The organism is Elusimicrobiota bacterium (assembly GCA_040757695.1).
Lineage (GTDB): Bacteria > Elusimicrobiota > UBA8919 > UBA8919 > UBA8919 > JBFLWK01.
This window is the reverse complement of record JBFLWK010000108.1, coordinates 1-6,487: the sequence shown is the minus strand read 5'-3', so window position 1 is coordinate 6,487 and position 6,487 is coordinate 1. Positions and strand designations below refer to the sequence as shown.

The window sequence follows — 6,487 nt, the reverse complement described above, 5'->3', positions numbered from 1 at the left end:
CAAGGTCTACCTTTACATTACCACCCTGAAAACTGCTCTGTGCGATGTTCTCTAAAATTGTATGTATCACAGAACCACGAAAAGCAGAGTAAGTAAGCGTCTGCGGATTGGCATAGTAGTCAACCTTCCGTGATAAAAATGTTTGACGAAGACAACCCGTTATTGTCGTCGCTGAAATACTCTCGCCCCTGTATTGGTGCGACTTTATAATTCCAGCCCGTATCATTACTGGCAGACACGGCGTCTGGCATTTGAGACAACTAATAAAGTCAATTTCCGTTCCTGCTGTTACACTTCCTACTGGACATCTGAAACCAATTAAACCCATTTTCTTATCCTCCCACTCCTACAAGGAAACCAAAAACAAAAAAGCGACACTTAAAATAAATCGTTCCTTGTTAGTGTCTTAAAGTTATTCGCATTTTTGATAGCCGTTTCAATTAAGCGGTCTACCTTTTGGTCAAGCAATGATAAAAAAGATGTTGAAACTCGTTTATTGAATTGCTTTGCTTTCTTACGAACCGAACTGGATTTAATGTAAAACATTCAGCCCCCTGCGGTAAGTATAACAGGGCGGGGATAGGAAGGGTTTTCCTCGCCCTGTATTATACTTAATTTACCTGTCTTTGTAAAGCGTCAATTCCGCTTTTCGCCTGTGCCTTTGTCAGGGCATTCAGCGAAGCAACTTTGAAGTAATTTTTGAGCCAGTCTTTCGCCTGACCGTTGCCGTGCCCGAGTTTAGAAGCCAGAACATACAGATATTTAATCTGCTTTTCGGTGATACTTTCCGTCGGTGTCTCTGTTTTCTGTGGAACTTCTTTTGTCGGTGTCGGCTTCGGTGGCGGAGTTGCCGTCGGTGTCTTGCCGAAATTCGTAATGAGTTCAGAGGCAATTGTCATCGTCAGCCCGGCAGTGGTTCTAATGCCTCTTGAAAGCAAGTCATTCATTACCGCTCCGCCCTGTTCCTTGTCAATTTTCTGAAGCAGGGCAATCTGCTTTTCGGTGGCAAGTTTTACTCCCGACGGGTTTTTACCGACCGCCTGTAATTTCCCGTTCCCGTTCATTAACTCAACTCTGATGTCTTTCAGAGCGTTGTTGTAAACGGTCTGTGCCAGAGAGACAACGGCTTCACTTGAAAACATAAAGCCAGTCTCAGACTGGATTTCTTTTGCTATTTTTACCACTTGAAGTAAAACATCTTTAAGCGTCATTTGTTTTTACTCCTCGCCTGCCTGCCCTTTTTCGCTTCGCTCACTCCCGAATAAATTCGGGGGCTACAATCGGGTTCAGGACTTACGGCTTCCTTCCTTATACATACAAAGATTTGACAATAAAAAAAGCGACATCCCCAGATGAACATCGGGGAACACCGCTCTATCTTGATATTCCAAAATGGAATTTCAAGTTGTTAAATATGGTTAGTTGATCTTTCTTATTTCTTTAAGTTTGGTTTTTATTTCCTTTTCAGTAGGAAGTTTTTTTCTGTATTCAGCAACAAAAATTTTATTTTCAAGCCCGCCAAGAGCAAAATGAACCTCTTCTTCGCCTTTATATTCGCATACAATCAATCCAATCGGATTTTTTTCCCAACCATATTTCCGCTTTTCTTTATAGTAATTCAAATATTTATTCATCTGACCAACATACTCACTTTTGAATTTACCGACTTTTATATCCACAAGCACTATACATGGTATGCCCCTGTGATAAAATTCAAGGTCAACATAATGTATCTGTTTATCAATAACAATTTTTCGTTGTCTACCTGCAAGTGAAAAATCCTGCCCGAATTCCAATAATAACGCTTCAACATTTCTGATAAGTTCATCTTCAACTGATTTTTCGGAATAATTATTTTCAAGTTTCATAAAATCAAAGTTATATGTGTCTTTGAATATTTTTTCCGGCAGGGCTGGAACGATTGGTTGACTTACAATTATTTTACCTTCTTTGTGCATTCGTTCATACAGACCAGATTTTATCTGTCTCTCTAATTCTCGGGTGCTCCAATTATTCTGTATGGTTTGTCCTTCGTAAAATTCTCTTACAATCTTTTCTTGAATACGAATTAGCAAACCATAATGACTCCAACTCAATTGTGCACGCAGTGTGTGCACAATTGGATATACCTTAAAAAATTGTATAATTTCAAATAACAGCCTGCGTTCCATTGCTAAGTCAACAGCCAATTTTTCTACGATTCTTTCTCCATAATCTGCTCTGTCTTTATATTTGAGTTCTTCTCTCGTAATCCTTTCGCCAACCTGCCAGTATGTTTGAACTCTTATATTATCTACTGCTTTGTACACCTGATATTTCGCTTTTTCAAGAATGCTTTTTATATCGTTAAGTAAAACATTGTAGCCCTTTTTATCAATATCGGACTTTTGTCCACTTTTAATAATCATATTTTTCTTTTCCATACTGGTTTTATTATACCCTTTATTCATAAAAAGTCAATAAAAATGCGACATCAAAAACTAAAAAGTTCTTGCTGGATATACTTGCTTAAATCCTCGTTTTTTATTAAACATTCCGTCGGTATATCTGCGGTTGGCGGTGCTCGGTGTTCGGTTATCGGTTTCATCACGGGTTCAATTTCAATCTGATGGTCAAGCAAAAATTCATTGCCCTGCGATTCCGTGTTCGCAACTTCATTAAATATCTTGCTTAAATCGTCTACATCGGAAGCGTCAATTATATCCCTCGCTAACTCCATAAAGAAGTTGCCCTCGTCTTTGTATTCTGCAACCGTTCCCTCAAAAATTACATCGCCGTCAACCATCATCGCTGATTTGATTTTCTTTGCTACCAGTGAGAGTGCCTTTTGCTGGATGGTGTCCGCATAACAAAAATAAAAAACCTTAACAGGTTGCTTCTGACCAATTCGCCAGGAGCGTCTGCTTGACTGCCTTAATGTGTAGGTGCTGTATTCCGTCTCAAAAAATACAAGCGTCGGAAAGTCAATTAAATCAAGCCCCGTTTCAACTAATCGGGGGTTGCTTATTACTACCCTGACACTAGCAGAAACCTGCTTTGCTATCCATTCCTCACGCTTCCGTGCATTTACGGATTGCTTTAATATCGCCGATGTTATGCCTTCCGCTAAAAGTATTTTCTGTAAGCGGTCTGTGATGTCTCGGTTATGTGTATGAGTGCAGTAAATCCAAACATTCCGTTTTTGTGAAAGTTCAGTTTTAACAAGTTCAATAAGTTTTTGCTCTTTCGGGTAAATTGTGCTTTCATTAAACTTTTTCGCAGAGTAAAGTTCCAGCCCGTCAGTATTGATTATGTTATAATTCCTGAACGGCTGGTCGGGATAAGTTAAAAGCATTTGTAAGTAAAGTCCGATGTTGACAGGGTTTTTCGGCTCGTTTTCATCTCTTTTTCTTTGGTGCAAAACAGACCTGATTTCATCTAATAAAAAACTTTCTAACTTTTCATATTCCTGCTGGTGTTCTTTTTCCATTTTGCTTTCAATTACCGCTTCCGTGTATTTCGGCAGTGATACGCCTAAATCCGACAACTTGAAAAATGCGGTCTTGTCCAGTAAAAAGTTAATAATATCAGGACTGGCTCCGGGTAATTCTCTGACAAGCGTTCTGTATTCTCTTGATGATGATGAATGCCCGTCGGAGGAATACTCATTCTCTTTCGCTTTTGTAATTCTCTGAATTATTCCGTAGCGTTTTGCCCACTCTTTCTCTGCCCTGAATTCGTATTTTTCTTTGACAGAGTGAGTGAGCCGATAAAGAATGTAAAAGAGCGAAGTTGAGCGTCCACCGAATATCGTGCCTGTAAGAGTAAGGACTTTTTTTGCCGATGAGACAAGCAGTGACATACTCTGCCCTTGTGCAGAGCCACTCGCTTTGTATTGATGCGCCTCGTCTATGACAAGCAGGTCAAAAAATCTTTTGTATTTATCGTGAATGTATTTTGCCAGTGAGTATCTGGCTTTGCCTTTGCCTTTTAAGAGCCGTGTTGACTGCCACAATGCCCCGCCACATTTATGACATTTTGGTTTTTTATTGTAAAGGTCAGTAAAGCGTAAGGGAATTTCATTCTCGGTATCAATTAAGAGTGTTCCGCAGTCGGGACAGAAGCAATTACCATCTCGGCGGTTCGGCTCATAAATAGCCGATGGCTTCCACTCGTAAGAGAGTTTTGCCGTTTCTTTTGACAGAATAAAGAAAGTTGATAGTTGACGGTTGACAGTTGATAGGGCGGTCTCAAAATCAGTTATGCTTGTGATTTGAAATACCGCAGAGTTATCAAGCGTCTTTTTTATTTCTCGCTCCCACTTCTTACAGAGATGGCTCGGACACATTATTAGAGCGGTTATCGGTGAGCGGTTATCGGTGAGCGGTGAATGGTCGCTGGATTTCAGAAGTGCTGAAATGCCGACTGATAAAATCGTCTTGCCTACGCCCATCTCACCGACTATAAAGGCGGTTTTGTTTTTAGAAAGATACCGCCTGATAGCAAGTGCAATGTGTTCCTGTGATGGTAAAAGTTTTCGTTTGAGGCTTGATAAAACAGAATTACTTCCCGCTTTCTGTTCAAACTGATATATCGGCGTAAAACTTTCAACAACTTTTTTAGTCAAAACATCTTTCCAGTCGGATATAAATTCTTTCAGTTCCATTTCGTTCCCCTGGCTATGCAAGGACATAAAAAGAGATTATGCGACAGGTTTTTCCTTTCTACCTTTCTACCTCTCTACCTTTCTACCCGTCTTTACGGTGCTGTGTTATTCACTAACTCTAATTCGCCAGTTCTCAAATTCAGGACTGATATTTCTGTGATAAATCTGTCCGTTTCGGTTGAAGTATCGTCGGTGGGGTCGGTTGATGTGTCCGTGATTTTATATGTCCTGCCCTTGACAATTACTTTTTTGCCTTTCTTTTCAAGCACCTGATTATTAAACATACCAGAGGCAATTAAAAGCGTCAGGTGTCCTTTTTTGAGAGGCAGTAAGGGATTGAGCGTAGAATTCTCGTCGGTATTCCCGTATAAATCCTGTAAGAATGCCCCGCTTTTCCATAATCCATCTGTGTCCGCTTCTTTAATAGCGGTTTCAATTATTACTGATAGAGAATTAAAATTAAAATCTTTGAGTAGCGCCTGTGGTATTACATAAAGCGGTATTTGGTGCTTGGTGCTCGGTGCTCGGTAACCAAGAACCGCTAACCGCTCACCGCTAACCGATTTATCATACCAGCAAATATGATTTAGTTTCTGCTTGGTCTCATTATCAAAACTCGCCTTATCTTTTTTCACTCCAAAAATCACTACCTGCCCGAATGCTTCATATTCTTTTTCAGGAAATTGAAAAACTTTTATGTCTTTATAGTTTGCCGACAGATACTCGGAGGCACAACTAATCTGGTCTTGCGGGATTATGTAAATCAAAAGCCCAGAAGTCCGTAAATACTTTGTCGTCGCTTTCAGAAAAACATACTCTAATCGCTTCCCGTTTTCGTCATAGTCGTAAGGCGGGTTTAATAGCATAACAGAAAAAGCACCCTTCGGGCAGTTTAGGTCGCTGATGTCCATATTAAGCACTTTATCAAGCGCCTGCTCGGACTTTTTTGCTCTATCAGAATTGATTTCTATTCCGTATGATTTGCCGTTAGAACCAATTTTACTAACAAGATTTTTAAGTGCAGTCCCCTCGCCACAGCAAGGGTCAAGTGCGTAAAATAATTTATCAGTCGGTTGAATGTATTGGGTAATTAAATCGCCGACAATTTCAGGTGTCGGATAAAAGCCCTGCTTCGCTACGCTTTCAAGCCGTGCCATCTTTCGCCTCCGATAAAAGTTTTTTAATATGAGTGAGCAACTGCTCCTCGTTATATTCTACTTTCCAGCCGTGAACATTTACGCTATCGGGTAATCCGGATATACCATAATAAGAATAGTCAGCGTCTTGCGTCTCTTTCAGGATAGAATGAAAAAGATATTCCGACCAGTCCTTTTGAAGCGGGACTTTTGAGACCTTGTTAAGTAACTCAAAAAATAAATTGTAGTCGGGTTGTTCTGTCCGGGATAAAACATAAAAGGTTTTTTCTGTTTCGGCAATATGCTTCGGCATTGCCAGAGAGGAAATTATTACCATCTCGGAAAGTCCGCTCGGAAATTGCTTTGAGTAAGAATAGTATTTTGTTTCATAACCTTTATAGACAGAAGTTCCGTCGGTAATTGAAAGCGAATGGTTGTGCAGTGCCGACCATATCGCCCTGTTGGTTGATTTGTAGCCGATGAACCGAGCATAAATCAGGTTTGAGTTGTCCCGCAAGAGTTCTAACAGCGTTGAGTTCGCACCATCATAACCGATTTTTAGATATTCTTTTTTCATATTGATACAAGGTTTTGACAATAAAAAAAGCGACACGGTAAATTATGTCGCTTAAAAAGTTATTACGGCTACAAAACTTTAATCTGGAATGTTATGTTCTTTTTTAAATCTATCCAATCTTTCTCCAAG

General features: G+C 39.9%; 7 protein-coding genes. All 7 read right to left on the bottom strand.

Features of this window, described 5'->3' with window-relative positions; translation table 11 throughout:
• Window positions 1–328: hypothetical protein (locus tag AB1349_12355; protein MEW6558120.1), on the bottom strand; the 328-nt coding region annotated here is incomplete at its 3' end.
• Window positions 329–378: 50 nt separating this feature from the next.
• Window positions 379–546 (bottom strand): hypothetical protein, encoded by a 168-nt coding sequence (locus AB1349_12350; protein MEW6558119.1) that lies wholly within the window; start codon window positions 544–546, stop codon window positions 379–381.
• A gap of 65 nt (window positions 547–611) precedes the next feature.
• A complete protein-coding gene (locus AB1349_12345; GenBank protein MEW6558118.1) occupies window positions 612–1,211 on the bottom strand; it encodes a hypothetical protein in 600 nt (199 codons plus the stop codon).
• A gap of 207 nt (window positions 1,212–1,418) precedes the next feature.
• Window positions 1,419–2,450 (bottom strand): PDDEXK nuclease domain-containing protein, encoded by a 1,032-nt coding sequence (locus AB1349_12340; GenBank protein ID MEW6558117.1) that lies wholly within the window; start codon window positions 2,448–2,450, stop codon window positions 1,419–1,421.
• 23 nt (window positions 2,451–2,473) lie between these two features.
• Entirely contained in the window at window positions 2,474–4,645 is a 2,172-nt protein-coding gene (locus tag AB1349_12335; GenBank protein ID MEW6558116.1) for an SNF2-related protein, read from the bottom strand.
• Between the two features lie 92 nt (window positions 4,646–4,737).
• Complete coding sequence (locus tag AB1349_12330; protein MEW6558115.1) at window positions 4,738–5,802, bottom strand: DUF6094 domain-containing protein; 1,065 nt, start codon at window positions 5,800–5,802, stop codon at window positions 4,738–4,740.
• Window positions 5,789–6,358 (bottom strand): hypothetical protein, encoded by a 570-nt coding sequence (locus AB1349_12325; protein ID MEW6558114.1) that lies wholly within the window; start codon window positions 6,356–6,358, stop codon window positions 5,789–5,791. The genes AB1349_12330 and AB1349_12325 overlap by 14 nt, the downstream gene beginning before the upstream one ends.
• Window positions 6,359–6,487 lie beyond the last annotated feature (129 nt).

Excerpts from the sequence above, each read along its gene's own strand:
- AB1349_12350 (MEW6558119.1), bottom strand. The coding sequence starts at position 546 with ATGTTTTACATTAAATCCAGTTCGGTTCGTAAGAAAGCAAAGCAATTC.
- AB1349_12345 (MEW6558118.1), bottom strand. The coding sequence starts at position 1,211 with ATGACGCTTAAAGATGTTTTACTTCAAGTGGTAAAAATAGCAAAAGAA.
- AB1349_12340 (MEW6558117.1), bottom strand. The coding sequence starts at position 2,450 with ATGAATAAAGGGTATAATAAAACCAGTATGGAAAAGAAAAATATGATT.
- AB1349_12335 (MEW6558116.1), bottom strand. The coding sequence starts at position 4,645 with ATGGAACTGAAAGAATTTATATCCGACTGGAAAGATGTTTTGACTAAA.
- AB1349_12330 (MEW6558115.1), bottom strand. The coding sequence starts at position 5,802 with ATGGCACGGCTTGAAAGCGTAGCGAAGCAGGGCTTTTATCCGACACCT.
- AB1349_12325 (MEW6558114.1), bottom strand. The coding sequence starts at position 6,358 with ATGAAAAAAGAATATCTAAAAATCGGTTATGATGGTGCGAACTCAACG.